This is a genomic window from Clostridium fungisolvens, assembly GCF_014193895.1.
Classification (GTDB): Bacteria; Bacillota; Clostridia; order Clostridiales; family Clostridiaceae; genus Clostridium_AR; species Clostridium_AR fungisolvens.
This window is the reverse complement of the sequence record NZ_BLZR01000001.1, coordinates 2,914,735-2,940,971: the sequence shown is the minus strand read 5'-3', so window position 1 is coordinate 2,940,971 and position 26,237 is coordinate 2,914,735. Positions and strand designations below refer to the sequence as shown.

Here is a 26,237-nt window from a genome sequence, read left to right as displayed (position 1 = left end):
AATATGACAAAATCATATTAATTCTTTGCGTAAGCTCATTAAAGCGTCGGATGGTTAACCAATTAATTTAAAGAAATTATACAGACGCAAGTTTCTTAGTCTCACTCTTACTTTCTTTTTTAGATAAAGCGGATACCCATTTTATTCTGGTTATTAGAATAGTTGTAATTATAGCTGCCATGTAGTTTGAGAATAAATTGCCCCAGAATACTGAATAAAAGCTGAGCACATGCTCTGTTGCAAGAATAAATACATATCTTAAAAGCCATATTCTAAGAAAGCCCATAATAAGAGGTATTCCTGTACGACCTAAACCTATGAAGGCACCTTGCTCTACCATACATATCCCAAAGCCTATTACAGAATAGGTATATATATGAAGAGATTTGTTGGCAATTTCAAGCACATCATGTTTATTGGTAAATAAAACTGTTAGGTAAGGAGACAGTGGAACTACTGTGATAATTAATAATGCTGCAGTAATAGCACTGACTATACAACCTTCAATACAAGATTTGCGAGCTTTATTACCTTGTCCCGCTCCAACATTCATGCTTACCATGGTAGTTACTGCTGAACCAAAGGCAGAAGGTAGTATAAAGCAAACGGATGTTATGTTACCAGCTATTCCTTGACCAGTCAATACAATAGGACCATATTTTTCAATCTCATTATTTATAAGAAAGAAGCCAAGGCTAAGCATTAAGCTTGATATCATAGAAGGTATTCCTAATTTTACAAGCTTGAACAAAATTTTGAAATCGAATTTAAAGCCCTTAAGTATAAGCTTGTCATCACTATCCTTAACGAACAATTCATAGAACATCCAAATACAGATAATTAGGTTTGCAGCAAAAGAGGACATAACCGAACCTACAAGTCCTAAAGGAAAAACAACGATAAACAATATATTAAATATAAACTTTAAAATTAGCATAAGCATCATTCTTATGAAGGTAGCTTCAGGCTTTCCATTGGCATTTTTTATAGAGTTATATATAGTTTCAAGAAATAAAAAAGGAAGAACTAATGAATTTAATGCAAGATACAAAAAAACGTCATGAGATATTTGTGGGTCAACTCTTCCTGATATAGGAAATGCCAATACGTAAAGTATAGGAGCTGTTATTATTCCTATAAGAAATGCGAAGACTACAACTTGAGTTGACACATATTTTGCTCTCTTATAATGACCTCTTCCGTTCATCTGACCAATCATAGCAATTGCAGCAACACTGAGGCCTTGAGAGAGAGCTATTGCCATATTTATTATTGGACCTGAGTAGGTGATAGCACTTGCACCAATGGTTCCAACAATATTATTTATAAAAATTCCATCCATTACTGGAATTATGGATTGAACTAGTCCCATCATAAGAGTTGGGATTGAAAGTAAGAAAAGAGTTGAGAGTATAGGACCATTTAATATCAATTCACGTCTTTCTTCCGTATTTTGATGTAAAAAACCTAAATTCATATTCATATTTACATTCACCAGCCTTAAATAAAATCTTAGATTTACTACTCATAGTTTAATGTATAAAAATAAAAAGTATTGCTTCAAGTATCATTTAATATATATTATTGATAAAAAAATTTTAAGGTTAATAAACCATCATCTATTATAAACTTAATAATTTATAGCTTCAAATATTGAGAATATAAGAAATATAGATTTATTTAAGTGAAATATCAATATATGAGCTCTCAAGGCTTTAGGGGGCAGGAGAGAAGGATTTAGAGCTAAAAGTATAATGCTAGAAGAGTATTTTTAATAATAATTGAGTGAAATGCATTACAAATTTTCTGTTTATAAATATTATGCGTTTTTAACTTAAACCAAATAGTATATTTAGTAATAAATTTAGATTGGCGATTTCATTTTTATAAATTGAAAGTTGTGGAATAATAGAGTATACTTTCACTAAGTTTTGGCAGTTCAATTTTTAATAAATTATAGAGTGATTTAAAGCTTTGAAAAAACTATCTGAACTAAAAACTATGAGAAAATTAATTTTAAACATAAAGATTGAAGCCTATCTTAATAAAACCTTAAGATTTTATTAAGAAGATTATTATGATTTTAATTTAATTTAGCAGTACTATAATAATGGTATTTAATCAGGAAGAAGGGGATAAAACTTATGAAAATAAATATTTTAGTTGTAGATGATGAGCAGTCCATAGCAGATTTAATTGAAGTTTATTTAAAAAATGAGGGTTTTATAATATACAAATTTTATAACGGTGAAGATGCACTGAAGTGTGTTCAGTCGGAACAGTTACAGCTTGCAATACTTGATGTCATGCTACCGGATATTGATGGCTTTACTCTCTGTCAGAAGATTAGGGAAAATCATAATTTCCCTGTTATCATGCTGACGGCTAAAGAAGAAGAAATTGATAAAATTACAGGACTTACACTAGGTGCCGATGATTATATAACAAAACCCTTTCGGCCTTTGGAGCTTGTTGCACGTGTAAAGGCGCAGCTCCGCAGATTTACCAAATATAATTCTGGGGAGCCAAAACAGCAAGAGAACTTCATTGCATTTTCTGGATTGGTATTGGATATGGATACCCGTGAATGCACGCTGAATGAAAAAAAGCTATCTCTCACTCCTACAGAGTTTTCAATTCTTTGGGTGCTTTGCTCCAATCGTGGACGTGTGGTAAGTTCGGAAGAATTGTTCCATGAGGTATGGGGAGATAAGTATTTCACCAATAGCAATAATACTGTAATGGTTCATGTTAGGCATCTAAGAGAAAAGATGCATGACAGCGCAGAGCATCCTAAATATATAAAGACCGTATGGGGGGTTGGCTATAAGATTGAAAAGTAACAGAGATAAAAGAAGTAATGATTATACAAAATTAAAAAGGAAAGTATTTTTTCAAATGCTTCTGATTACAGTTGCTGCCGCTGTGACAGTCTATCTATTGAGATATATCCTCCGGGGAAAGATCGGAGATCGTATCGTTCGATATTTAGTCAACGCTTTTCATTTTAGAAATTCGGACGCACAGGAAGTCTATCAGTTGGTGATTCGCAATAATATGGAAATGATCATTTTTGTTGTAATTCTAATATTTTTATTAGTTATCCTTTTTCGATTTTCTGTTTCTTGGTTTACAACATATTTTGATGAAATAAGTAGCGGGATGGATAAACTTGTTGAGGAATCCGATGAAGAAATTGTATTATCCCCGGAACTGGATTTTATGGAAAATAAGATAAATCAGATAAAAAACAACTTGGAAAAACAAAAGAAAGCTGCACTTGATGCCGAGCGACGCAAAAATGATTTGGTAGTTTACTTGGCTCATGATATAAAGACTCCTCTGACGTCAGTTATAGGATACTTAAGTCTTCTGGATGAAGCTCCTGATATGCCCCTTAATCAGAAGTCAAAGTATGTGGGTATTACATTAGAAAAGGCTTATCGATTAGAGGAGCTTATAAATGAGTTTTTTGAGATCACAAGATTTAATCTTCAAACTATTATTTTGAATAAAGAAAAAATCAATTTACTGTTCATGCTCCAGCAGATGGCAGATGAATTCTATCCAATGCTGACTTCACAGGAAAAGCAGGTGTACGTCAATGTACCTGATGGCCTCACTATGTGGGGAGATGCAGACAAACTGGCTCGTGTGTTCAATAACATTCTGAAAAATGCCATAGCTTATAGCTATGAAGACAGCGTCATTGATATTACTGCTAAGCAACAGGACAAAAATATTATTATAACTTTTACTAATCAAGGAAATCCAATTCCCCAAGGAAAACTCGAGACTATTTTTGAAAAGTTTTATAGATTAGATTCTGCACGTTCCACCAACACCGGTGGGGCAGGGTTAGGTTTGGCAATCGCACAAGAAATTGTCATGGCTCACGATGGTACAATCTCTGTGGAAAGCAGCACCAAAAATACTACATTTACAGTAAAGCTTCCATCATAAGAAAGTTTTAATAAAGTCATAAGAAAGTCATAAGATAGAATTCCAAAATTGCTCCTTGTTCTGTGTTTAAATAATATCAGCACAGAATAAGGAGTTGTTTTATTATGGTACGAAAAATAGAAAAGAAAACATTAGCGATAAGAGTATTTTTAGCATTTCTGTTGATGGTTGGAATTGTTGATTTAGTTTATAAATTCACCACTATTTCAGAATACCAGAACATCTTTGAAAAACAATATGATGATAAAAACTCGGCATACTCTTCTTTAAATATGACAAAGGATTCTTCTGACAATGGAACAACACTGGTTCCTCCTTCAAAGATAGAACTCAATTCCTCTGTTTCCATATCACCAGATAAGCTGAAAAGTCCTTATGCCATTCTGATCCGTTTAAAAGATCATACTATTTTAATGGATAAAAGTAGCCAAGAGAAAATCTATCCTGCTTCTTTGACTAAAATGATGACAGCCATTGTTGCTATAGAGAATTTACCTAATCTAAAGGAAGAAATCAAACTGACCAATTCTACGTTCCAGGGTCTGTACGGAGCAGATGCATCAATGGCAGGTTTTAAGTCAGGTGAGCAGGTAATGGCAATAGACTTGTTATATGGAGTACTGCTACCAAGCGGTGCGGAGTGCTGCATTGGACTTGCTAATCAAATTGCGGGATCAGAGCAGAATTTTGTAGAAATGATGAATAAAAAGGCTGCTGATCTAGGTATGAAAAACACTCATTTTGAAAATACCACTGGACTTCACAATGAAAACCATTATACAACGGTGAAAGACCTGTCTATTCTTTTAAGCTATGCATTGAAAAATGATACTTTCAAGGAGATTTTTACTTCTTCTCGTCATTCCACACAGCCTACCAATAAGCACCCTGGCGGGATAACCTTTTATAGTACCATGTTTGAAGAACTCAACAATCAAAACATTATTGGCGGGGAAGTTTTAGGAGGAAAAACTGGATATACCGATGAGGCTGGTCTATGTCTTGCAAGTCTCGCAAAAGTAGGTAAACAGGAATATATTATGATTTCAGCTGGTGCAAAAGGAGATCACCATACTAAACAGTATAATATTACTGATGCATTAACTGTATACAATAGTATAGGGAAATAATAAGTCCTTAAGAAATTATTAAGATTTTCATAAGCAAAAATTCCAACATTACCTGACTGATTTCTATATTATGAAATTGTGAATTGGACAGGCTTTGAAGGGGGATGAAGATTAAAAAACTTTTAATTTTAGCTCTGTTTAATATAAACATAGAAAAAATAGTTGAAAAATGTGAGCTGAAAGTTATTTGTAAACTGAACGTCAGATATCTATAGCAAAAAATGATGAAACGGAAAAATGGAGGTATTATGAATAAACGAGAAAAAATTAAAACAGTCTTTTTATATGGTGTTTTTATTTGCTATATAATTTTGTTAATCAAGATATTGTTCTTATCAAGAATTTCGCATTTGGAGCATAGGTCAATCAATGTCATTCCTTTTAATAGTATAATAGAATATATATCTAGCAAATCTGCTAATGTAAGAGCATTTGCTTTTGGTAATGTGGTTGGCAATATAGCTATATTTATTCCTCTTGGCACATATTTGGCATTATTCAAAAAAGATAAAAGAGTAAAAAATAATTTATTGGTTATATTTATCGTGAGTTTGCTTGTTGAAATCATTCAGGGGATTTTTGGTATAGGAGCATCAGACATCGATGATATAATTCTAAATTGTGTGGGTGGATTAATTGGTATTTTAGGGTATAAGTTTTTATTGTTTTTCTTACGAGATGAGAAAAAAGTAAATACTGCAATCACAATAATATCTGTCATTGGATTACCTCGTATATTTTTTTATTTATTTATAATGAGAATGAGATTCTAAATATCTTTTTTCCATATTCATGAAGATACCTATACAAAAAGAACTCAGAAATTAAGCATAATCAACAGTAAACTTTACACATAACGTTATAAAAATATGTTTTAAGGGGGGGGCTAACAAAGTTCCCCTTAAAACATATATCAACATTTTATAATTTAATGGTAAAACTAATTGGAAGTATTCATTAGTTTCGATATTATTCTTCTGGTGTAATTTTTTCTCTCTTTTTATAAATATTCAATAAATTTTCAGCTCGTCTAATAATCTCTAACCGAACATTTTCAGGTCCTAAGCATTCGCATTTATCGCCCAAGCGAAGTATCATACTATAGGAAAAATCATCCTCTGTAAATGGGAAAGAAACTATAAATTTATTATTTTCGTAAGCTTCAATGTTTTCCTCACCACAAAATTCTATCATCATGTCTCGTAGTGATTCATCAATAAGAAGTTTAATTTTGATACTTTTTTTATCTATATTAATAGGTAGCTCTAGAGCTTTATATTCAAATTCTCTAGGAAGAAAGGTCTCTTCTAGAAGTTCAAGTGATGAAATACGTGATAGTTTAAAAATACGAAAGTCGTTTCTAGTAGTGCAATAGCCTTGTAAATACCAGCTTGAATTCTTCAGAACTAATCTATAGGGTTCAACTTTTCTTTGACTCTTTATTGCATTTTGAGCGGAATATTTAAAAACTACTAATCTATTTTCAGAAAGAGCAGTCCTAATTTCCTCAAGATTCACATTTATATTTTTATTTCCAATCCAAGGAGCATGGTCAATAGTAATTTGATTTGATTTTAATTCAATATCTCTAATTTGGTGTTCTGGAACCAAACCTTTAATTTTGGCCATAGTATTAAGGATTTCTTTGCTTGTCATGGTTGAATGTATACTTCCAAGTCCGATTAATAGAGAAGTTACATCAGAAACAGTAAAAAGTCTTTTTTCTATCTTATACTCCTCCATAATGCTAATACCACCATTAACACCTGGATAAGCAACAATGGGAATACCAGCTAAGCTTATTGCGTCTACATCTCTATATATTGTTCTAGGTGTAACTTCAAACATTTCAGCAAGCTTAGTGGCACTGATTTGTTTGTGCTCAAGCAGCAGCATAATAATGGATATTAACCTGTGAATTTTCAATTGTATCACCTACGTTTTTATTTTTATTATAACATATAACCATGACATATAGATGTCAAGGTTATTCAAATATAATAGAACTGTACTTATCAATAACAGTAAGTGAATAAATAGATTTATAGGAGAGAATAAAAATGGATTTTTTAAAAGAATTTGAAATGACAATGGAAAGTAGTGCTACATTAGCACTGGCAACTTCAGTAGACAATGCTCCAAACGTAAGGATTATTACTTTTTATTATGATAACCAAAATAACAATGTTGTATATTTTCCGACCTTTAAGCAATCCGCAAAAACTGTGGAAATTTCACAAAATAATAAGGTAGCATTTACAACAATTCCTGATGGAAAAGTTGGGATAGTGAGAGTTAAAAATGCTATGATTCAAAAAAGTGATCTAACAGTTCATGATATAAAAGCTGGTATTACTAAAAAGTATCCTGGTTTCGAGGCTACAGTTGCAAATGCAGGCTCTATGATGGAAGTTTATGAAATACATTTTAATGAAGCTGAAGTTACGGTAGGCTATGGTAATGTGGGTAAGTTAACCTTATAATACAATTAAGGTTCTTTATAATCTTGTAAAGTGATTAAAATATGGATTATAAGACATAATTAAGTATGTACCACTTTGTAATAAAATCTATTATTTTTAAAACTCTCAACAGAACATGTGAGAGATTTAAAATAGATTTCGGATCGAAGTGGTACATCTCTCTATAATACAAAAGTTAAAATCATATGAAGGGAATGATGAAATGAATCCTATAATTGAAGTTAAAGATTTCACTAAAAGATATGGTGAATTTACAGCTGTAGATGATATTTCTTTTACAGTGGAGGAAGGGAGTATTTTCGCTTTTTTAGGACCCAATGGAGCTGGAAAGAGTACTACGATAAATACTCTATGTACAATATTTGATAAGACATCAGGTACACTTATAATAGATGGAAAAGATGTTGCTACACAAAAAAATCAAGTTAGATCAACAATTGGAGTGGTATTTCAGGATTCAACATTAGATTCAAAGATGACAATTGATGAAAATCTTAAAATGCATTGTGTGTTTTATAATGTTCCCAAAAAAGAAGTTGAGGAACGTATCCAGTTTGTTTTAAAGCTAGTTGATTTATTGGGAGAAAGAAAGAAATTAGTAGGTGCTTTGTCTGGTGGAATGAAACGTCGTGTAGAAATTGCTCGTGGGTTAATACACTATCCAAAGGTTTTATTTCTTGATGAGCCAACAACAGGGCTTGATCCACAAACACGATCTCATATTTGGGAATATATTGTGAAGCTTCAAAGAGAGAGAAATATAACTATTTTTCTTACCACTCATTATATGGAAGAAGCAGAAATATGCGATAAGATTGCAATTATAGATGGCGGAAGGATAGTGGCTCATGATACGCCATATGCTTTGAAAAAAATGTATACTAAAGATAAGGCATATATCACTACAAAAAATGAACCTGAGCTTGAAAAAATGCTCACAGAATTTAAAATGAATTATGAGAAAAAAGATGGATACTATAAGGTAGATGCTGAAAACACTAATACTTTATTGGAAGTTTTAAGTTTACAAAAAGATGTGATTACTGACATTGAAATAAAAAAAGGTACCTTTAATGACGTTTTCTTAGAGATTACCGGAAGAAAAATTAGGGAGGAGGCATAATATGAATACTGTATTTGCATTGTGGAAAAGAGGATTGAAAGCTTTTGTAAGAAATAAGACAGGTTTGATTTTTTCACTTGTGTTCCCATTTTTCTTTGTTTATGTGTTTGGGGCTATTTTTAAAATTAATTCAATAGAAAATCCTATTGCATATATGCTCTCAGGAGTTATCATAACAACAGTGTTTGAAGGTTCACTTAATCTAGCCTCCTCTACCGTTGATGATATGGTAAGTGGCTTTATGAAAGAAGTTTTAGTTTCTCCTGCTAAAAGGTTAAATGTTGCTATGGGCCAATTATTATCGGCAGCAACTGTATCCACCATACAAGGGATTATGATATTAATTCTTGGATTATTTATAGGTATTAAATTTACCTCATGGGTAACTCCACTTTGGGTACTTTTAGCTATGATTAGTGTTGGACTTGTTTTTTCAGGTGTTGGGTTATATTTAGCTACCATTGTACGTAATGGTCAAACTTTTCAAATAGTTAAAACTGCTGTAACTATGCCATTAACCTTTATATCAGGTGCGTATATTCCGTTATCGATGTTACCTAGTACACTTAGATATGTTGCTTATATCAATCCAATGACCTATGCAACTGCTTTTTTCCGTATGGTTGTTTTGGAAAAAACAAATTTATCCTCTGAAGAGCTTGTGAAACAGGGATTGGCAATTGAAATTCACGGATTCATTGTTACTCCTATTATATCTTTTACTATCATTGTGGCTATAGGCATTATATTCTTGATATTAGCGACTAATTCATTTGTAAAAACAGATTTTTCTCGACTTAATAGAAGTTCAAGTGATGCCAGTGCATTATGGGGGTAATGAAAAATACTTGATGTGCACAATACAAGTTTAAAAAAATTAGCATTATTCTAGAAAGGATAGTGCTTTTTTGTGTTATTTTAATTTGTAGATGATTTTAATATAAAGAATAATATATTCGTCTCGATTTACTTTACCAATGTTGATAAGGTAATTACAAATTGCTATCATGAATTAAAAGATTAAGCCATCAACATATGAAAAAGTTAATTATATTATTTGATATCTTTATTTAAAGGAGCTATGTCAATGAATGAATTAGAAAATCTAAAGCAGCTGGAAGATGAATTTAAAGAATGTAGACCTGTGCTAACAGCTATTGGAGATGAGACAAGACAATTAATTATTTTAAGTTTGTCTAAGGGAAGTTATCCGGGAATGAGAGTTGGAGAAATAAGCAGAAGAACAAACCTATCACGGCCTGCAGTTTCCCATCATTTGAAGATATTAAAAGAAGCAAAAATTGTGAATGTAGTAAAACAAGGGACGATGAATTTTTATCATATAAATAATCCGAAGAAGAGTGGATTGGTTTTAATGAAAGCATTATTTTCTCATCTTGAAGAATTTATGGTTGATTGCTGGAAAATGAATTTAGATGAAACAGAGATATAAATGATAGTTTTTAATAGGCATTGATATATTAATTTTTTTGAAGGGAGTAAGTAAATGAATTTAGCTAATAAGGAAATTGAAGCAGTTAATGGTGTAAAAATTCCTCAAGTAGGCTTTGGAGTATATAAAATAACTAAGACAGGAGATTTCGAAACAGCAGTAGGAGAGGCTATTAAAATAGGTTATCGTCATTTTGATACAGCTAAAATATATGGGAATGAAAAAGCTTTAGGTATAGAAATTCAGAAAAGTAAAATACCTAGAGAGGAATTCTTTATTACCTCTAAAGTCTGGAATACGGAGCTTGGTTATGAAGCTACCAAGAAAGCCTTTGAAAGAACTTGTAGAAATTTAAATATAGAATATATTGATATGTATTTGATCCATTTTGCAGCACCAAGTTACATTGAAGCATGGAGAGCTATGGAGGAGTTGTACCTAGAGGGAAAAATTAAAGTCATTGGAGTTGCAAATTTTGAAGTTCAGCATCTTGAGAGATTAATGAAACATTCGAAGATAACACCCATGATTAACCAAATTGAAACCCATCCTGAGTTTCCCCAAGATGAATTACATAATTATTTAGCTAAGAATAAAATTTTGCATGAAGCTTGGGCTCCATTAGGACAAGGAAATAAGGAGTTATTTAAAAATACAGTATTAAAAGAGATTGCAAGTCATCATGAGAAAACAGTGGCTCAAGTGATCTTACGTTGGCATATACAAAGGGGAATTATTATTATTCCAAAATCATCAAACCCAAAAAGAATTAAAGAAAATATCCAGTTGTTTGACTTTGAACTGTCCAGTGAAGAAATGAAAAAAATAAGTCAACTTAATACGGGAAAAAGATATTCCCATAGTCCTACAGGTTATATGGTTAATCCTCTTTATAATAAAATTATGAAAATGTTTATTAAGTAAATTAGTTTTTCTATTAAACTTAGTGGTTGGCTGCAAAGATTTATAATGTGGCATAATTGCTGAAACATACTTTGATTTATCCGTGCATCGTTATCTGATGTACGGATTTTTTTATTTCAAATAAAACGATTTTAATATCCATGTTTGTGTTTTACTGTAATATAATTGAAGTTGTTAATTATGTGAAAATGTTGAATCTAAATGGAAGTTCCAATATATTATAGATTAGTATATAATATTTTTAGTGATTTACCGGCATTTTTCAAGGGTGAAATTGAGCCTTAAGATGTCAGTAATTTATTGAAAGGACGATAACCATGTTTAAAATATTGATAGTAGAAGATGAACATAAGATGAGGGAAATAATTCTTGAGAATATAGAGAGATGGGGACTTAAGGGATACTACGTACAAGACTTTAATAATGTGTTAGAGGATTTTGCAAGGTATGAGCCTCATCTGGTTTTGATGGATATAACCCTAACTGCCTATGATGGCTTTTATTGGTGTGGCAAAATAAGAGAAGTCTCAAAGGTTCCCATAATCTTTATATCCTCCAGAAATACTAATATGGATATAGTAATGGCAATTAATATGGGCGGAGATGATTTTATACAAAAACCATTTTCTCTTGAAGTATTGATGGCAAAGATAAACGCACTTTTAAGAAGGACATATAATTATATAAATGCTTTTTCAAATATAATTGAGGTTAATGGTGTGGTACTTAACATTAAGGACAATTCTGTTTTATATAAGGATAATAAATTAGAACTTACTAAAAATGAGTTTAAAATACTCTATACTCTAATGAAAGAAAATGGTGAAATAGTAAGCAGGGATAAGATAATGAGGGCTCTTTGGGAAGATGAAAGCTTCGTAGATGACAATACCTTGACAGTAAATATTAACAGACTTAGAAAGAAGCTTGAGGATTTAGGACTTGTTGATTATATTCAAACGAAGAAAGGCCAGGGGTATTTAGTCCTATGAAATTCACTAAGTTTTTAGCTGATAGAAAAATTTCAATATTATGCTTTATTCTTCTTATGTTATTTATTTCAACCATGATTTATTTGGATGGGTCTGTTAGAGTAAGCCTAGGAAATGTGCTCTACATTAATTTGGTTTCCTTTTCTTTTTTTATAATATATTTAGTAGCAAGATATTTCTATCATAGAAATTACTATTTAAACTTATTAGATATTGTTGAAGGCAAGGGGGATGAAATAATAAATCGTCTTCCAAGACCTAAAAATCATGAGCAAATTCTCTTTCACGAGGTACTGTTAGCTTTATACAATGAACACAGCTCTATGATAGAAAAGATTCATGAACAAAAGAAGGAGTATGAAGAGTTTATAACCTCATGGGTTCATGAAATTAAGACTCCTATAGCAGTAAGTAGGCTGCTGATTGAAAGTAATTCGAAGTTTCCTAAGAAAGAAACTTTCTACAGCCTTGAGGAAGAATTAGATAAAATTGAAAATTATATAGAGCAGGCTCTGTATTATTCTAAAACTGATGATTTCTCAAAGGACTATCTTGTAAATGAAACCGGACTTGACAGAATGGTTAAGGATGCAGTAAAAAAGCAGGTTAAGACTTTTATTAATAAAAAAATAAATGTAGAAATACATAATACTGAACTAGAGGTTATTACGGATAAAAAATGGCTTTCTTTTATTTTAGATCAGGTGCTATCGAATGCGTTAAAGTATACTTCACCAGGAGGTAAGATTAAAATTTATGGAGAAACTGATGAAAGGTTACAGAGACTTATTATAGAGGATAATGGTATTGGAGTCAGACCTGAAGATATTGAGAGGGTATTTGATAAAGGGTTTACAGGTTATAATGGACGGGAAAACAGCAAAGCAACGGGAATGGGACTATATCTTTCTAAAAAATTGGCAAGGAAGCTTGGGCATGATATAGTAATCGAATCAAAATATGGTTCGTATACGAAGGTGACAATTCTATTTCCAAAGTTATTGGATTATCTACAGCTTTGATTGGAATAGAAGCAATTGAATTGATGTGAGATTATTAAAGTGGCATTGCCACTTTTTTTGTTTTATAGGGTTCCTAGCTCAACTATTAATTTATACATGCCCGAAAATCCCCAGAGGCCGGGATTTTCAAACAAGTATAAATTAAGTTTCGACACAGGAACCCTTTATCCAAGAACCACTTCATAATAAGGTTTATATTTTTTAAATTTCTTAATTAGAACCCGTGAAAATTTTTAAAATAGAAGTTGATCGAAGTGGTTCTTACTTATAAGTGACAAAAATGTAAGATAAGAATAGGATTCTGTAAGGATGATAAATGGATTGGAGAGACTATATTTTATACAATAATATTGTAATTTGATGAGAGATAAAAATCGGAGGTATTAATATGAGCAATGTACTAACAGCTAAAAATTTAAAGAAAGTGTATGGTTCAAGAGGGAATGTGTATACAGCACTTCATGATATAGACCTAAACATCAACGAGGGAGAATTCGTAGGTATAATGGGACCTTCAGGTGCAGGGAAAACAACTCTTTTAAATATTATTTCTACTATAGACAAACCAAGTAGCGGTACTGTAACCATAGGTGGAGAGGATATAGTAAAAATGAATGAAGAGAAGCTATCTATTTTTAGAAGGAATAAGCTTGGATTTATTTTTCAGGATTTTAATCTTCTAGATACATTAACGGTAAGGGAAAATATTGTACTTCCGCTTTCACTTTCAAAGGTTAACCTAGATGAGATTAAAAGGAGACTTAAGGAGGTAGCTTCAGGCCTTGGCATTGAGGATATCTTAAATAAATATCCGTATGAAATTTCAGGGGGACAAAAGCAAAGGACTGCGGCGGCTAGAGCCATTATAAATAGGCCAGCCCTAGTTCTTGCCGATGAGCCTACAGGAGCACTAGATTCAAAGTCAGCAACTGAGCTTCTACAGGCATTAAGTGATTTAAATGAAAAAGACAAAGCGACTATCATGATGGTAACACATGATGCCTTTGCGGCTAGCTATTGTAAAAGAATAATCTTCATAAAAGATGGTTTGCTATTTACAGAGCTTTACCGAGGAGGTTCTCGAAAAGAATTCTTCCAAAAGATACTTGATGTTCTCAAAACTCTTGGGGGCGGCCTGAGTGACATGTAATAAGCTAAAGATGAACTACTTCGATTCGAAATATGTTTTTAAAACTATCACGGGTTCTGGTGAGAGAATTTTAAAATATAAACTTTACTATGAAGTGGTTCATAGATAAAAAAGGAGTGTAATAATTATGGGCTTAATGGATATAGCCATTAAAAATATAAAAAGAAACTTTTACAACTATTTTCTATACTTCGTCTCAATGGTATTCAGTATAATGATTTACTTTACCTTTACTTCAATACAATATAACACACAAGTTCAAAGGATTGTTGGTGCCTCGGTACAATTCTCTACCGTATTTAAATCAGCGGCAGCAGTTATTGGAGTATTTATTGCTATTTTTATCTGGTATTCGAACTCGTTTTTTATAAGGAGAAGGAAAAAGGAAGTGGCACTCTATTCTCTTCTGGGAATAAGAAAAAAGCAAATTGGAACAATGCTTTTTTATGAAAACATTGTGATGGGTGCAGCTGCGCTTATAGCAGGTATTGTTATGGGAAGTTTGCTTTCCAAGGTATTTATAATGCTTTTAATTAGACTCATGGGATTTTCAGCTGATATTGCATTTATGATTCCTTTGAAGGCAGTTATAAATACTGCACTGGTATTTTTAGTTCTGTTCCTCATTACATCCATACACGGCTACATGCTTATATATAGATTTAAGCTCATAGAGCTTTTTAAGGCAGAAAGCCAAGGCGAGAGGGAACCAAAGACTTCAGTTTTTAAGTCAATTTTATCTGTTATGCTAATTGGCGGAGGTTATCTAATATATACAAAGGGTTCATTAAGTGCTAGTGTTATTTCAATCCCAGTGACTCTACTGCTAACAGTAATTGGAACCTTTATGCTTTTTTCCTCATTAACATTATTGATCATCAAGCTTGCAAAGAAAAATGAGAGAAGATACTTTAAAGGCTCTAACATGATAGGAACTTCACAATTGCTATACAGAATTAAAGCAAGTGCGAGGACTTTAGCTACAATTGCAGTACTAAGTGCTGCAACACTTACAGCAATGGAGCTGTCTACAAGCTTTTATTACAAACTTGAAGTGAATTTACAGGAGAACTATGGATTTACCTATGCATATGCAAGTAATGACAATTCTCTAGATAAAAAAGTTGAGGCCGTAATAGCAGAGTATCCCAAAAATAAAATTATTTCTGCTGTTGATATGAAATTTGCAAAAGTAAAGGGGCAATGGCCTGATTTATCAAAGGGACTTTCAGCAAAAAAGACTTTTGATACCAGCTTTTATATAATATCGGAAAGTAATTATAATGAGATTGCTAAGGCAAGGGGATTAAAAGATAAGATAAAATTAAAAGATAATAATGAAGCTGCAATATTTACTCAAATATTAAATTTCACCTCTGAGTATGATGACTATTTAGGAAAAACTATTACAATAGTTGAAAACAATGAAAAGTTATCTTTGAAAGTTAGCGACTTTAAGGCTTACTCCCTAACAAATTCAGGAATGATGAGAAATTCTGTAGTTGTTTCAGATGAAGTTTACAATAATTATCGCACTAATGCCAATACATACAGAATAAAGGGTTATATTACTGACAACAAAAAAGACAGTGAAGATCTCACAAAAGGTATTACAAAACTGGTATCAGAAGAGATACCACAAAAAGACGGAGAACCATTTGTATTTTCATCATATTATATGGATTACAGGGCTGGAATTACGTATTCAGGACTTATAATTTTCCTAGGCGCCTTTTTAGGATTACTTTTCCTTATAGCTACAGGAAGCATAATATTCTTCAAGCAACTATCAGAAGCTAATGATGATAAAAGCAGATATGGCATACTAAGGAAAATAGGGCTTACAAATAAGGAAATAAAAATCTCAATAAGTAAGCAAATATTTATTGTATTCTCGCTACCTTTAGTAATTGGGATAACCCACAGTCTTGTTGCATCAACACTTTTATCAAAGATAATGAGGATAAACCTAGCATTGCCAATAACTTTAACAATCGGTGCCTATACTGTGATATATATGGTTTATTATTTCTTAACGGTAAACTCCTATTACAATATTGTTAGTTCAGATAATTAAATTTTAGTCTTAGCCATTAGTTTTACCTGGCTAAGACTATTTTTATTTCAAACTCATTGTTTCTTAGGCTATTTTGTTATTTTCAGCAGTATCAATAACGATACCGAGTTTAGTAGAAATTATGGTATTGAGTTTGTTAATAGATGCTGTAAGACCAATAATCTGTTTTTCAAGTCTTATTAGCAGATAGGCACTGGTTGCCACCGGGAAGCCTATGTTTGCAATAAGATTGACAAAATCATTTATCTCCATTAATATCACCTCCTAAATAACATATATGCTTTAGTGAGCAATATTTTAGTGAAAACCTCCATTTTGCTAAATTATATTCGCAGCACGTTCTTGTATGTCATCTGACTTTTTCTTTTTCTTAGTAATCTTTAATCTCCTTAAAAATAATTATTGTTTTAAGTATTTAGCTTATATATCTGTTAAAATACCAAAATTAATTGAAACCTTGATTTTAGCATAAATTTTTAAAAAGTTATATTTTTATATGTTTAAAAATTTTCCTATATAAAAATTAAGAAAGGGCTCGAATACAAAAATTTAAGTAGTTTCCTATGGAACGCTGTAAAAGCTTTATAGAAAAAATCCTTGGAATTACTGTAAAGTTTAAGTTTCAGGCATATATACCAAATGAAAGAGGCTATAAGATGGAGGTGATAAGCTATGGCAACAGCAATATTGAGCGGAAATTCTATGATAATGAAGTATAAGACTGGCACTAATGAAAAGGGGGACGATACTTTTAGTAGTCAGAGATTTTCTAATGTAAGACTAGACTTAAGTGATAATGATTTTTATGAAGTTGGACAAGCATTAAGTTGTTTAATGTCTACAGATGCTATCTATATAAGAAAGCAGCAGGATTATTTAGTGGAGGATATTTAAACTTAAATTTGTAAAAAAGCACAACTTTAATTCAAAGGCTATGTCCAAAACACTTCTGAGTTCTGAAAGCAGCAGGGATATAAATTTCATTATGCAGTGGTACAGTCATGTTACAGATAGTGCAATAATTAACTTCAAAGAAAGGAGGATAAACAATGGAAACAAAAACCTTAGTTATGACCTTTAAGAATGAGAAGGGAGAGAATATTAATCTATCCCTTAGAGGAATTAAGGATACTTTAATATCAACAGAAATATCAAAGGCAATGGACACTATTATAGTTAAAAATACATTTTTTAGTTCCGGTGGAAATCTTGTTCAAAAGGTTGGAGCGCAGATTGTAACAAAGAATATTGATGAATATAAGGTAGGGTAGAAGTAAAAGGTAAACCCCTTGAATGTTAAGTACATATAACATTCAAGGGGTTTTTAATTAAAACATTGATCCTGTAACTGTAACATTATAAGCACAACAAAATAATTGGATTTCATTTATTTAGATTATTTAAAAAAGCATTATAAGTAATTTTTTAGCAAGGTGGTAAATACATTCCATACCCCATTTATGCATCTGGTACCATATGCCTAGTAGCAAGATAGTGCATGTGATAGATTTAATACATAAGGTAAATATGAAGATATTACCAAATTACAATCTGTGTGTAAACGTTTCTGAGATGAGTAAGATAATATCATCGAGAACTGTTACTAAGATAATCTTATAACCTGAAATTAAAGATGGATAGAGTTTCTTCAATAAAAAACTCTATAACCTTTAATTTATATAAAAGTTGAAAGAGTAGTGTAGAGAAATTTACACGAACAAAAAAGAAAGGGGGGGACTATTAATGGAATTACAAACAAACTCAAAAACAACTTTAACAAAAAACAAGGGGAATCGAATTGCTTTAATATCAATGAGCATAGCATTAATTGAAGTAATTATGCTTGCTTTTATGCCTATTATCGCTGTTGATGGAACTCAATATTGTGGTTGGAAGATAGCGTTCTACTATTGGGGAAAGCAATACATCTATAATTATCATGAATTTGGGTTTAATCTTATTCTTTCATCTAGTATTTTACTTCCAATCATTGCTGTTATTGCAACAGGAATCATTTGGAGGAAGGCAACAAGCTTAAAACGTTCTATTTTCCAACTTGTGGTTGCTGTACTTCTCATTTACTGTGGAATTGCATATTTAAATGCATTGCCTCTTGCAGAAAAAACAGCATCTGAAACCATGTTCAAAACTATATATTATGCAAAGAATTCTAACTCATATATTTTGACTTCGTATCCGTTATTTAACTTTGCAGTTTGCACTTTTGCTGCTGTAGTTCAGATTGTAACTGGGATATTAAATATCAAGGCAAAAAAGGACAACTAAGTTTATAGCAAATTTGTAAGTTAAATCTTAAACCTATGGGGATTTTTAGGGAGGAATTATTATGACAAAAAAAAGGACAAAAAAAAGTATCAGTACTAAGAAGTTTATGGCAATTTGTATTCCGTCCATGGCTTCTTTAACTGCACTTGTTTTAGTCGCTACAATATTAATGAATAATTATTCAACTGTAATGGGATCAATTTTTGGCTTTGGTGAAATGGTACAGACTAAAGTAAAAGGTTCGGAGGGACTAGATGCTAATTATATTAAATTAAATACCTCTAATTATAAAGATTCTACTGCGAATGCTAAAGAGGTCACTCAAACCATCGAGGGTGAAGGGGCTACTCTTTTAAAGAATGAAAACAATGCTTTGCCTTTATCAAAAGGTGCAGCTGTAACTTTGTTTGGTATTAAAACCATATCTATGAACATGAGTGGTGGTGAAAATATCAAGACTGAAGGAGGTTATTCAATTGACGATGCTTTGACAAAAAAAGGCTTTAAAGTAAATCCTGCAACTGTAGATTATTATACAAGCCAAAGTAAAACAAAGCAATCAGACATAGAGCCAGAAGTAAGTGCTTATGCTTCAATGGAAAGCACATATGCAAATTATAGTGATGCAGCAATTGTAACATTTGAGCGTAACTCAGGGGAAGGTAATGACCAGACCAAAAGTATTGCAGGTGATAACGGTAGAACAGGACTTTCTCTTTCTAGCGCTGAATTAAACATGCTGCAATATGCGTGTAGTAAATTCAAAAAGGTTATAGTTCTTATTAACGCTTCAAATACTATGGAGCTTGGATTTATTAAAGATGGTTCAAAATATCATGACAAATATACCGGTAAGGATTATGATTTTAGCAATATTAAGGCAGCCTTATGGGTTGGTGGTGTAGGCAGTACCGGTTGTCTTGCTGTAGCAGATATTCTTCAGGGCGTTATTAACCCTTCTGGTCATTTGGTAGATACTTATGTTCGTGATTTGACACAAGATCCTTCATTTAAAAACGTTGGCGACTATCAATGGACAAACGTTGATTATTCATCAGGTAATTACTATGCAAAGGCCAATACTAATGCTTTTGTAGAATATGAAGAAGGTATTTATGTAGGATACCGTTACTATGAAACAGCCGCAAAAGAAGCTAAGGATGGAAACTATTCTGGATTCAATTATGATAATGCAGTAATTTATCCTTTCGGTTACGGCTTATCATATACCACTTTTAGCATGGCTTATGAAGGAACACCAACATATGATAGCAGTACTAATAAATTTACCTTTAAAGTTAAAGTAACAAACACTGGAAACGTTGCAGGTAAAAAGGTTGTTGAAATTTATTGCAATGAGCCTTATACAAAGGGTGGAGTTGAAAAAGCTCAAGTGATTTTAGCAGGTTATGCTAAAACCAGCAACTTGAAACCTGGAGCAAGTGAAGTGGTTAATGTAACTGTTGACAGAGATTATATTACTTCATATGACTACAAGAGTGATAAGTCCTACATTTTAGATGCTGGCAATTACAATTTCTATTTGTCCGATGATTCTCATAGCTGGGCAAGCATTGAAGCTTCAGACTCATCAAAATACTATACTTATACATTAAATAGCAAGATTGTATTTAACAAGGATAATAAGCGTCCTTCAGATGGTACTGCTGCTGTTAACCAATTCGATGATATATCAAACTACTTGTTCAAAGATAAACAAACAGCAGGCTATGCAACTAACTTCTCTAGAGCAGATTTTAAGGGAACTTTCCCAACATCTCCAACAACACAAGACAGCGTTGCAAACGAAAAAACTTTAGAACAGCTTAAGAAATATGATGTTACCAAAGCAAAAGAAACAGTCAAAGATACGCCTACTACAGACTATCTTGGAACAAAGATACAATTGATTGATTTACGTGGTAAAGATATTAACGATACACTTTGGAATTCTTATATTCAGCAGTTCTCAGTGCAATCATTGTACAATATGTACAAAGACGGCGCATGGGTTGAGCATGCAGACAGTGATCAGGGTGTACCTGAAAGTATAGATATGGATGGACCTTATGGTTTCTTTGGCCATACATTTAAACTATACGTAAATAAGTGGTATCAATCAGAAACTATTACAGCTGCAACTTGGAATGTGGAAATGGCTAAACTTATGGGCGAATCCATCGGAGAAGAAGCTAATAACCAAACAACCAAATTAACAGGTTGGTATGGTCCTGGCGTAAATATTCACCGTTCTGCTTTTGGTGGAAGAAATTACGAGTATTTCAGCGAAGATCCACTTCTTTCTGGGTACATTTGTGCTGCTGAAACTGGTGCTGCATCAAGTAAAGGCTTAATTACATTTACTAAACATTTTGCATTAAATGATCAGGAAACTAATCGTACAGGTGTTAGTACATTTGCTAATGAACAGGCAATGCGTGAAATCTACTTAAAGGCCTTTGAGATTTATGTAAAAGATTCGTCAAAACAGGTAAACTATTATGAAAATGAAAATGGAAAATTAGTTATGAAAACAAAGACAATGTCTGGAGCTACTGGTGTTATGAGCAGTTACAACAGAGTTGGAGCAACTTGGTCTGGTGCCTGCGCACCATTGATGGTAAATGTTCTTCGCAATGAATGGAAATTTACTGGTACTTCTTTGACTGATGCAGGTGGTGGAGTTGATAATTATATGAATACTGACTATGCTTTGAGATCAGGGGGGACTGACTTGTTCCTTGGAACACATACTCTTAAAGACTATCAGAGTGCATCTGCTATTGCTTCTTTACAACAGGCTGTAAAACACATACTCTACAACAAGGCTAACAGCAATATAATGACTGGGTTGGTGCCTGGTTCTACAATCAGCTATACATTGGCTCCTTGGCAGATTGGCTTGATTGTTGCTGGAGTAGTAGTAGGTATTATAGATGTGCTTGGAATAGTATTAATAGTCCGCAAAGTTCGTCAAGGTAAAAAGCAACAGGACAAAGTGGTTTAATATTATATTACCCCAAATAGATGGATTACTCAAAGTTTTAGGTTAATTAGTTTGTTGGATATCATAAGTCATATATATAATGATTCATATATTATGGTATCCAACGCAATTATATTTATAAAGGAGAATTAAAAATGAAAAAGAAAAGCTTTTCATGGTATTTCCTTATATTAGTATTATGCATTGGTGTACTCACAACTTTTTCTGGTTGTGGTAGCGGTCCTCTGAATGCCCCAAAAGACTTCACCATTGATTCTAAAGGCGCATTTTCCTTTAAAGGTGTTTCTGGTGCTAATATGTATCGTATAGACGTTTATCTTACTAAATATATATCCAACGGAACAATTTCTAAAGATGCACAAATTGCTTGTACAGCAAATGTTGCTCAATCTAAAGGAACAGTTAAAGGAACTGCCAGTAGTGTGAAAGCTCTGCCTTATGGAAACTATACAGCTGTCATAACCTCAGTACCAAAATCCGGTTCTAAGCGTACTAAATCTGAAGCAGTATTTTCAAGTGCATTTACACGTAGCGGGTCACTTTCTGTTCCAGCAATCTCAGTTACAAAAAATAATTGGGGTGCTACAATAAAGCTTACGGATGATGCTTGCAAAAATTACTTAGAAAAAGAAGGCGCATATTCTTTTAAATACCAAGTGTTCTCAGATGAAGCATGTACAAAAATGGTTACAGAAGGAACATTCGGAAAGGATATAACTCATAACCCCAATGCTGCCCCTGGTCCTAATGCAATCAATTATAATAATGCTTCAGTGGATTTCGCAGTTGCTGAAGGTCAAGCTACCAGCTATTGGGTGAAATGCATGGCAGTGGGAAACACTGAATTAAAGGTTACAGATTCTGAATGGTCAAAGGCTGTGAAAGTTGATATCGACGGTAAAAAACCTGAAAACAATTCTCCATTTGGCCCTCCTGCAGGACAATAATAAATTAAGTTGCCTGTTAGGGTAATATATAAGTCAAAATATCTCCCCTGAGTATTTATATGAACATTTAATACTCAAGGGAGATACTAATTTGCACTATTGATTCTGTAACTGCAACATTACGAGAACAACAAAGTAATTTGATTTCATACTGGTTTTGAAAATACCATTGTATTTATGCACAATGGAACGTATAATCTGTAAGCCAAGGCCATGGTTTTCTTTATTCTTTTTTGTGGTTTTCAATTGTTTGTTAATTTTTAAGACATCTATTGATGACTTGTTTTTTATTTGTATTTGAAGATAATTTTTTATAACTGATATAGAAATATGTATATCACCTTGTTCTTCATTTTTACTGGCATCTATTGCATTGTCTACCAAGTTAAGCAGAAGAGCGCATATGTCATCATCTTTAATAGGTAGGTCAGATGGTAATAATACATTTGTCATCACGTTAATTTTATGTTCACGGGCTTCACTGACTTTCTGCGTAAGTAAGAAATCAAATAGTTTATTTCCAGTTTGAAATTCTTCCATTGCATTAAAGCGATATGCAAGTTCAGTGTCAAGGTAATGTTCTAACTGTTCATATTTTCGATTTTTTACTAAAGACTGAATATAAAAATAGTTGTTTTTGATTTCATGCTTTTCTTTTCTTATATTCTTAATAATACTTGAAGATCGTTTCATGTATTCGAGTTGCATTTGCAGACGATGATTTATGTTATTAGTATTTATCATTTGTACATAAGTTTTTGTCATAAAGTATGTTAAATAATAGGTACTAAGTATGATACAAAGAATAAAACAAGACAGTATGAGAAAAACCTGTCTTAAAATATTGGCGCCTAATACAAGGGAAGAACAGTATTGGGTTATCACTGCAACAAAAATAGGACATTGAGCCATTAGCATCCAATGTCTTTTAGGAATCTGATTTGTAAAGTGAAGTGGATGCATTATAAAAAATATACTTGCAAAAAAAATAAGAGAATAAAAAATAATATAATGGATTGCTATAGTATATGAATTATACCCACTATACAATAACTGAACACCAATTATTGTAGCAAGTGTTGATTTGATTGAAGCTATAGTATAAATATAAATAATAATAAAAACTATCCTATTGGCTAGAAAACCTTTTTGAAAAAGTATAGAAAAAATAGAAGCAAAAACTAACATAAAGCTCAAATATAAGTAAAAGTTGCCATAGCGAATTTCAAAAGGTTCGAACACTAAAAAAAATAACAAGCTCCACAGTAGTCCTACAATATATCTTGATTTAAAAGTCTTTTCACACCCATACATTTTTATTAAAGTAATCATTAGAAATAAGAAGGTTATAAATCCTTCAGTAAGACTTAAAAATTTAACAATCATTATATAACCCCCTCATCAATTAATGAAATAAACTCTTCTTTTATTGCACTGACACGATTGCGGCTTAAAGGAATAGAAGCTTTATTGTCCAAAATAAGTGAATCTTTTTGAATGCTGAAAATATAACGATAGTTTACCAAGAAACTTCTATGAGGACGTAAAAATCCATGTTCACGAAGATGTTTTTCGAAATCCATTATCTTGTATTGAATATTTACTTCCTTTGAGGTGGTTACAATCCTGCAGTGTTTTAGAATAACTTCAATATATATAATTTCTTTTATGTTAAAAGAATAAATTTTATCGGAGTGTAGTTCTCTTATGGTAATCATGAATCCCTTCTGCTCTTGGAACTCTCTAATTATATCACTAACTAGTGCTGGCAATTCTTCTGAAAAGTGGGCCTTTCTTATAAAACGGAATGGACGAACTTCAAAAGTCTGAAAAACTAATTCTTCTTTGTTAGTAATGAAGATAACCATTACATTGGAATTATTTTTTCGAATTTTTCTACATAATTCAATTCCATCCATTCCCGGCATATCAATGTCCAAAAATAATATATGGTAGTTCTTTACTGTACAAGTTGCATACAAAAGATCTTGAGCTTTGGTATAACAATCAAAATGTATAGGAAAATTTTTATTTATGAAAGCTTTGGAAAGTTCCATATTTATATAATTCAGACTTTCCTGTTGATCTTCACAAATTGCAGCCAGATAAAGTGTCATCTAAAATCCCCCTCATAATTTGTTAACCTGTAGTTGTCATATAATATTATACACAAAAAATAAGTTAATTCAATTTTTCATTTATACTGATATTTTCTTGTCTTACAAGAACTTCTTCTGTAAATTTAAATATTTATGGTAGTAAATTATCTAAAAATCCCCTCATTAACATTATAAAAAGTCACTGTTTAAAAAACGATTACATTTCGTTCTATATTTTTACATTTGGTTCTAGAGCGATAGTAGAAGAAAAATGAATCTGCTAAAGTAAATAATGAACTGCAGTTCCAGAAGATAAAAATAGTACAAGACACTTTGAATAGAATTAAAAAGGAGAGGGTGTATTTTTTTCTATGAAAAAAGAAAAATAACAATTTGAGAAAGTTATTTGCTTAGTTATATGCATTATTCTTATTTAATTCACTCTCTCTTAAGAATGTTTCTAAGATAAATCTATTTGGCTATGCATCAGCACATACTTTTGTTTCCGGATCTGGGTCAGGCAGTGCTGATACAGGTAAGGCTGCATCCTTAAAAAAAGGTTTTGAAAGTGTTGGAATTACTGCTGCTTATGCCTATAATGGTGCCAAAGCTTCGGATCCATGTTATGCATATCCTAATGAAGTATGTATAGCTAGCACATGGAATAAAGAGTTGGCTCATGAGTTTGGTTTAGCTGTATGACAAGAAGCTAATGCTACCAATGTTTCAATATGGTATGCTCCTGGAGCTAATACACACAGAACTCCTTACGGAGGACGTGATTGCGAATATTTCTCTGAAGATCCTTTGATTTCAGGTACAATGTCTGCAAAAGTTATTCAGGGATGCTATGATAATAAGTTAGTGGCAATGGTTAAACATTTTGCATTAAATGAGCAGGAAACTGCTAGAAATGTCGATGGTTTATACACATGGGCTAATGAACAGTCAATTAGAGAAATTTATCTAAGACCATTTGAAATCGCTGTTAAAACAAGTGATAATAGAGCAATTATGACAAGCTTTAATCGTATTGGAGCAACTTGGACAGGTAGTTCATTTGCATTATTGACAGATTTATTAAGAAATGAGTGGGGATATCGCGGAGTTTGTGAATCAGATGCTTACGTTCCAATGAAAGGTGGAGATTCCACTTATTACATGAATATGAATGCTGGTATTAGAGCAGGCAATGACCTTTGGTTACAAGGAATTGGAACACAAGGCCCTTCAGTTGATACAAATAAGGCGTATACTGTCTCCTTAATGAGAGAAAGAGCTCATAATATTTTATATGCAGTATCTAACACTAATCATCTTAAAGCAGATACATCACTACCTTTATGGGAGATACTATTGATTGTAGGTAGTGTAGTGATTTATGTAGCTTGTTTATTTTCTCTTTATAGATGCTTTTTACACAAACGAAAAGAAAAAGTTGCAAACTTACAGTAACAAAGATTACGTGCAATAATAAATATTTAAAATATAAAAGCCAGAATGACAATATAAAAATTAGGTTTAAGTTTTTTGGTAGTAGCTTCTTTATAGGTATCCAACGTCAACTATTAAATTATGTAT

Annotated in this window: 23 protein-coding genes and 1 pseudogene; 19 read left to right on the top strand and 5 right to left on the bottom strand. The window is 32.2% G+C overall.

Annotation, left to right across the window (positions count from 1 at the left end; all coding sequences use genetic code 11):
* Positions 1 to 76: 76 nt before the first annotated feature.
* A complete protein-coding gene (locus tag bsdtw1_RS12905; protein ID WP_244638165.1) occupies positions 77 to 1,483 on the bottom strand; it encodes an MATE family efflux transporter in 1,407 nt (468 codons plus the stop codon).
* Between the two features lie 661 nt (positions 1,484 to 2,144).
* On the opposite strand from bsdtw1_RS12905, the gene vanR reads away from it, so the two are divergent.
* The 4 genes from vanR (at position 2,145) to bsdtw1_RS12885 (ending at position 5,866) form a co-directional block, all read left to right on the top strand.
* Positions 2,145 to 2,843 (top strand): VanR-ABDEGLN family response regulator transcription factor, encoded by a 699-nt coding sequence (vanR, locus tag bsdtw1_RS12900; RefSeq protein WP_183277970.1) that lies wholly within the window; start codon positions 2,145 to 2,147, stop codon positions 2,841 to 2,843.
* Entirely contained in the window at positions 2,821 to 3,963 is a 1,143-nt protein-coding gene (gene vanS, locus bsdtw1_RS12895; protein WP_371874694.1) for a vancomycin resistance histidine kinase VanS, read from the top strand. The genes vanR and vanS overlap by 23 nt, the downstream gene beginning before the upstream one ends.
* A gap of 104 nt (positions 3,964 to 4,067) precedes the next feature.
* Complete coding sequence (locus bsdtw1_RS12890; protein ID WP_183277968.1) at positions 4,068 to 5,093, top strand: D-alanyl-D-alanine carboxypeptidase family protein; 1,026 nt, start codon at positions 4,068 to 4,070, stop codon at positions 5,091 to 5,093.
* 248 nt (positions 5,094 to 5,341) lie between these two features.
* Positions 5,342 to 5,866 carry a VanZ family protein gene (locus bsdtw1_RS12885; RefSeq protein ID WP_183277967.1) on the top strand — a complete coding sequence of 175 codons (525 nt, stop codon included), beginning with the start codon at positions 5,342 to 5,344 and terminating at the stop codon, positions 5,864 to 5,866.
* A 196-nt stretch (positions 5,867 to 6,062) separates the two neighbouring features.
* On the opposite strand, the gene bsdtw1_RS12880 is transcribed toward bsdtw1_RS12885, so the two are convergent.
* Entirely contained in the window at positions 6,063 to 7,019 is a 957-nt protein-coding gene (locus tag bsdtw1_RS12880) for a helix-turn-helix transcriptional regulator (protein ID WP_183277966.1), read from the bottom strand.
* 134 nt (positions 7,020 to 7,153) lie between these two features.
* Between bsdtw1_RS12880 and bsdtw1_RS12875 the strand changes: the two genes are divergently transcribed.
* The 9 genes from bsdtw1_RS12875 (at position 7,154) to bsdtw1_RS12835 (ending at position 16,317) form a co-directional block, all read left to right on the top strand.
* Positions 7,154 to 7,576 (top strand): pyridoxamine 5'-phosphate oxidase family protein, encoded by a 423-nt coding sequence (locus tag bsdtw1_RS12875; RefSeq protein WP_183277965.1) that lies wholly within the window; start codon positions 7,154 to 7,156, stop codon positions 7,574 to 7,576.
* A 202-nt stretch (positions 7,577 to 7,778) separates the two neighbouring features.
* A complete protein-coding gene (locus tag bsdtw1_RS12870; RefSeq protein WP_183277964.1) occupies positions 7,779 to 8,699 on the top strand; it encodes an ABC transporter ATP-binding protein in 921 nt (306 codons plus the stop codon).
* A 1-nt stretch (position 8,700) separates the two neighbouring features.
* A complete protein-coding gene (locus bsdtw1_RS12865; RefSeq protein ID WP_183277963.1) occupies positions 8,701 to 9,537 on the top strand; it encodes an ABC transporter permease in 837 nt (278 codons plus the stop codon).
* 249 nt (positions 9,538 to 9,786) lie between these two features.
* Positions 9,787 to 10,152, top strand: coding sequence for an ArsR/SmtB family transcription factor (locus bsdtw1_RS12860; protein WP_183277962.1), 366 nt, complete (start codon positions 9,787 to 9,789; stop codon positions 10,150 to 10,152).
* A 54-nt stretch (positions 10,153 to 10,206) separates the two neighbouring features.
* The gene (locus bsdtw1_RS12855) at positions 10,207 to 11,076 is read left to right on the top strand and encodes an aldo/keto reductase (protein ID WP_183277961.1); all 870 of its coding nucleotides are present in this window, start codon (positions 10,207 to 10,209) and stop codon (positions 11,074 to 11,076) included.
* A 317-nt stretch (positions 11,077 to 11,393) separates the two neighbouring features.
* Complete coding sequence (locus bsdtw1_RS12850) at positions 11,394 to 12,068, top strand: response regulator transcription factor (protein WP_183277960.1); 675 nt, start codon at positions 11,394 to 11,396, stop codon at positions 12,066 to 12,068.
* Complete coding sequence (locus bsdtw1_RS12845) at positions 12,065 to 13,090, top strand: sensor histidine kinase (protein ID WP_183277959.1); 1,026 nt, start codon at positions 12,065 to 12,067, stop codon at positions 13,088 to 13,090. Before bsdtw1_RS12850 ends, bsdtw1_RS12845 begins: the two co-directional genes overlap by 4 nt.
* 388 nt (positions 13,091 to 13,478) lie before the next feature.
* Entirely contained in the window at positions 13,479 to 14,240 is a 762-nt protein-coding gene (locus bsdtw1_RS12840; protein WP_183277958.1) for an ABC transporter ATP-binding protein, read from the top strand.
* 127 nt (positions 14,241 to 14,367) lie between these two features.
* Complete coding sequence (locus tag bsdtw1_RS12835) at positions 14,368 to 16,317, top strand: FtsX-like permease family protein (protein WP_183277957.1); 1,950 nt, start codon at positions 14,368 to 14,370, stop codon at positions 16,315 to 16,317.
* A 63-nt stretch (positions 16,318 to 16,380) separates the two neighbouring features.
* On the opposite strand, the gene bsdtw1_RS12830 is transcribed toward bsdtw1_RS12835, so the two are convergent.
* Positions 16,381 to 16,569 carry a YvrJ family protein gene (locus bsdtw1_RS12830; RefSeq protein WP_183277956.1) on the bottom strand — a complete coding sequence of 63 codons (189 nt, stop codon included), beginning with the start codon at positions 16,567 to 16,569 and terminating at the stop codon, positions 16,381 to 16,383.
* Positions 16,570 to 16,989: 420 nt separating this feature from the next.
* Between bsdtw1_RS12830 and bsdtw1_RS12825 the strand changes: the two genes are divergently transcribed.
* The 5 genes from bsdtw1_RS12825 (at position 16,990) to bsdtw1_RS12805 (ending at position 22,557) form a co-directional block, all read left to right on the top strand.
* Complete coding sequence (locus bsdtw1_RS12825; RefSeq protein ID WP_183277955.1) at positions 16,990 to 17,211, top strand: DUF1659 domain-containing protein; 222 nt, start codon at positions 16,990 to 16,992, stop codon at positions 17,209 to 17,211.
* A 155-nt stretch (positions 17,212 to 17,366) separates the two neighbouring features.
* Positions 17,367 to 17,588, top strand: a complete 222-nt coding sequence (locus bsdtw1_RS12820; RefSeq protein ID WP_183277954.1) for a DUF2922 domain-containing protein — start codon at positions 17,367 to 17,369, stop codon at positions 17,586 to 17,588.
* Between the two features lie 472 nt (positions 17,589 to 18,060).
* Positions 18,061 to 18,603, top strand: coding sequence for a hypothetical protein (locus bsdtw1_RS12815; protein ID WP_183277953.1), 543 nt, complete (start codon positions 18,061 to 18,063; stop codon positions 18,601 to 18,603).
* Positions 18,604 to 18,664: 61 nt separating this feature from the next.
* Positions 18,665 to 21,610, top strand: coding sequence for a beta-glucosidase (locus tag bsdtw1_RS12810; RefSeq protein ID WP_183277952.1), 2,946 nt, complete (start codon positions 18,665 to 18,667; stop codon positions 21,608 to 21,610).
* A gap of 134 nt (positions 21,611 to 21,744) precedes the next feature.
* Positions 21,745 to 22,557, top strand: a complete 813-nt coding sequence (locus bsdtw1_RS12805; protein WP_183277951.1) for a hypothetical protein — start codon at positions 21,745 to 21,747, stop codon at positions 22,555 to 22,557.
* A 96-nt stretch (positions 22,558 to 22,653) separates the two neighbouring features.
* Here the strand turns inward: bsdtw1_RS12805 and bsdtw1_RS12800 are convergent, their stop codons facing one another.
* Together bsdtw1_RS12800 and bsdtw1_RS12795 are read right to left on the bottom strand one after the other, a co-directional pair.
* Complete coding sequence (locus tag bsdtw1_RS12800) at positions 22,654 to 23,943, bottom strand: sensor histidine kinase (protein ID WP_183277950.1); 1,290 nt, start codon at positions 23,941 to 23,943, stop codon at positions 22,654 to 22,656.
* Positions 23,943 to 24,674, bottom strand: coding sequence for a LytR/AlgR family response regulator transcription factor (locus bsdtw1_RS12795; protein ID WP_183277949.1), 732 nt, complete (start codon positions 24,672 to 24,674; stop codon positions 23,943 to 23,945). The genes bsdtw1_RS12800 and bsdtw1_RS12795 overlap by 1 nt, the downstream gene beginning before the upstream one ends.
* Before the next feature lie 696 nt (positions 24,675 to 25,370).
* Between bsdtw1_RS12795 and bsdtw1_RS12790 the strand changes: the two are divergent.
* A pseudogene (locus bsdtw1_RS12790) lies at positions 25,371 to 26,111 on the top strand (glycoside hydrolase family 3 N-terminal domain-containing protein); the annotation flags it as partial.
* Between the last annotated feature and the right edge of the window lie 126 nt (positions 26,112 to 26,237).

Coding starts and splice junctions, on each gene's coding strand:
- bsdtw1_RS12835 (WP_183277957.1), top strand. CDS start 14,368: ATGGGCTTAATGGATATAGCCATTAAAAATATAAAAAGAAACTTTTAC.
- bsdtw1_RS12860 (WP_183277962.1), top strand. CDS start 9,787: ATGAATGAATTAGAAAATCTAAAGCAGCTGGAAGATGAATTTAAAGAA.
- bsdtw1_RS12855 (WP_183277961.1), top strand. CDS start 10,207: ATGAATTTAGCTAATAAGGAAATTGAAGCAGTTAATGGTGTAAAAATT.
- bsdtw1_RS12845 (WP_183277959.1), top strand. CDS start 12,065: ATGAAATTCACTAAGTTTTTAGCTGATAGAAAAATTTCAATATTATGC.
- bsdtw1_RS12840 (WP_183277958.1), top strand. CDS start 13,479: ATGAGCAATGTACTAACAGCTAAAAATTTAAAGAAAGTGTATGGTTCA.
- vanR (WP_183277970.1), top strand. CDS start 2,145: ATGAAAATAAATATTTTAGTTGTAGATGATGAGCAGTCCATAGCAGAT.
- bsdtw1_RS12830 (WP_183277956.1), bottom strand. CDS start 16,569: ATGGAGATAAATGATTTTGTCAATCTTATTGCAAACATAGGCTTCCCG.
- bsdtw1_RS12820 (WP_183277954.1), top strand. CDS start 17,367: ATGGAAACAAAAACCTTAGTTATGACCTTTAAGAATGAGAAGGGAGAG.
- bsdtw1_RS12800 (WP_183277950.1), bottom strand. CDS start 23,943: ATGATTGTTAAATTTTTAAGTCTTACTGAAGGATTTATAACCTTCTTA.
- bsdtw1_RS12870 (WP_183277964.1), top strand. CDS start 7,779: ATGAATCCTATAATTGAAGTTAAAGATTTCACTAAAAGATATGGTGAA.
- bsdtw1_RS12905 (WP_244638165.1), bottom strand. CDS start 1,483: ATGAATATGAATTTAGGTTTTTTACATCAAAATACGGAAGAAAGACGT.
- bsdtw1_RS12850 (WP_183277960.1), top strand. CDS start 11,394: ATGTTTAAAATATTGATAGTAGAAGATGAACATAAGATGAGGGAAATA.
- bsdtw1_RS12865 (WP_183277963.1), top strand. CDS start 8,701: ATGAATACTGTATTTGCATTGTGGAAAAGAGGATTGAAAGCTTTTGTA.
- bsdtw1_RS12825 (WP_183277955.1), top strand. CDS start 16,990: ATGGCAACAGCAATATTGAGCGGAAATTCTATGATAATGAAGTATAAG.
- bsdtw1_RS12795 (WP_183277949.1), bottom strand. CDS start 24,674: ATGACACTTTATCTGGCTGCAATTTGTGAAGATCAACAGGAAAGTCTG.
- bsdtw1_RS12875 (WP_183277965.1), top strand. CDS start 7,154: ATGGATTTTTTAAAAGAATTTGAAATGACAATGGAAAGTAGTGCTACA.
- bsdtw1_RS12805 (WP_183277951.1), top strand. CDS start 21,745: ATGAAAAAGAAAAGCTTTTCATGGTATTTCCTTATATTAGTATTATGC.
- bsdtw1_RS12810 (WP_183277952.1), top strand. CDS start 18,665: ATGACAAAAAAAAGGACAAAAAAAAGTATCAGTACTAAGAAGTTTATG.
- bsdtw1_RS12815 (WP_183277953.1), top strand. CDS start 18,061: ATGGAATTACAAACAAACTCAAAAACAACTTTAACAAAAAACAAGGGG.
- bsdtw1_RS12885 (WP_183277967.1), top strand. CDS start 5,342: ATGAATAAACGAGAAAAAATTAAAACAGTCTTTTTATATGGTGTTTTT.
- bsdtw1_RS12890 (WP_183277968.1), top strand. CDS start 4,068: ATGGTACGAAAAATAGAAAAGAAAACATTAGCGATAAGAGTATTTTTA.